This window comes from Corynebacterium sp. HMSC034H07 (genome assembly GCF_001815175.1).
Lineage (GTDB): Bacteria > Actinomycetota > Actinomycetes > Mycobacteriales > Mycobacteriaceae > Corynebacterium > Corynebacterium hiratae.
Genome location: NZ_KV819525.1, coordinates 15143 through 15750 on the forward strand (window position 1 = coordinate 15143; position 608 = coordinate 15750).

The window sequence follows — 608 nt, forward strand, 5'->3', positions numbered from 1 at the left end:
CATCGTTCCGGTCGGTGTCTCGAGATTTTTAGTTGCCCCGACTGGGGTTGAGTTCGTTGTCTTTCTAGTTGTAGTAGATCTTTTCTTCGGTGAGTGTGTAGGCGGCGATTTGTGCCCCAGTGATGGCTATTTTGACGTCGACGTGGTTGTCGATGCAGACCATGGTGGGGCCTGACCCCCGGAAAGTAGACACGTCGGGGGTTAGCTATGCTGCTTGAGTCAGTGTAGTTGATGTGAGTGCTTCGAAGGTATCGGGGGCTAGAAGGTTGCACCAGGAGTGTCGTCTGCGCGTGTTGTAGCGCATGCACCATCGGAAGACTTCTTGGCGGCAGATGATGGGATTGTCAAACACTTTCCGATCACGCAGAACTTCACGCTTTAAGGTGGCGTTAAATGACTCTGCCAAGGCATTATCGGCACTCGTTCCCACCGCTCCCATGGATTGGCGAACACCAAGTACAGCGCAGTGCTCTCTAAATGCTTGTGAGGTGTACACACTGCCATGATCGGAATGGAAAATTGCCCCTTTCAGGCTTCCGCGGACTTTCCTTGCATGAGATAAAGCTTCGATAACCAGTGATACCCGCATGTGATCGGCTAGTGCATGG

General features: G+C 52.3%; 2 protein-coding genes. Both read right to left on the minus strand.

The genetic code is table 11. The annotated features are described in order from the left end of the window. Window positions 1-64: 64 nt before the first annotated feature. The gene (locus HMPREF3009_RS13930) at window positions 65-193 is read right to left on the minus strand and encodes a hypothetical protein (RefSeq protein ID WP_255366821.1); all 129 of its coding nucleotides are present in this window, start codon (window positions 191-193) and stop codon (window positions 65-67) included. A 12-nt stretch (window positions 194-205) separates the two neighbouring features. Then, window positions 206-608, minus strand: a 403-nt coding sequence (locus HMPREF3009_RS13055; RefSeq protein ID WP_158010565.1) for an integrase core domain-containing protein, incomplete at its 5' end; no start/stop codon positions are given.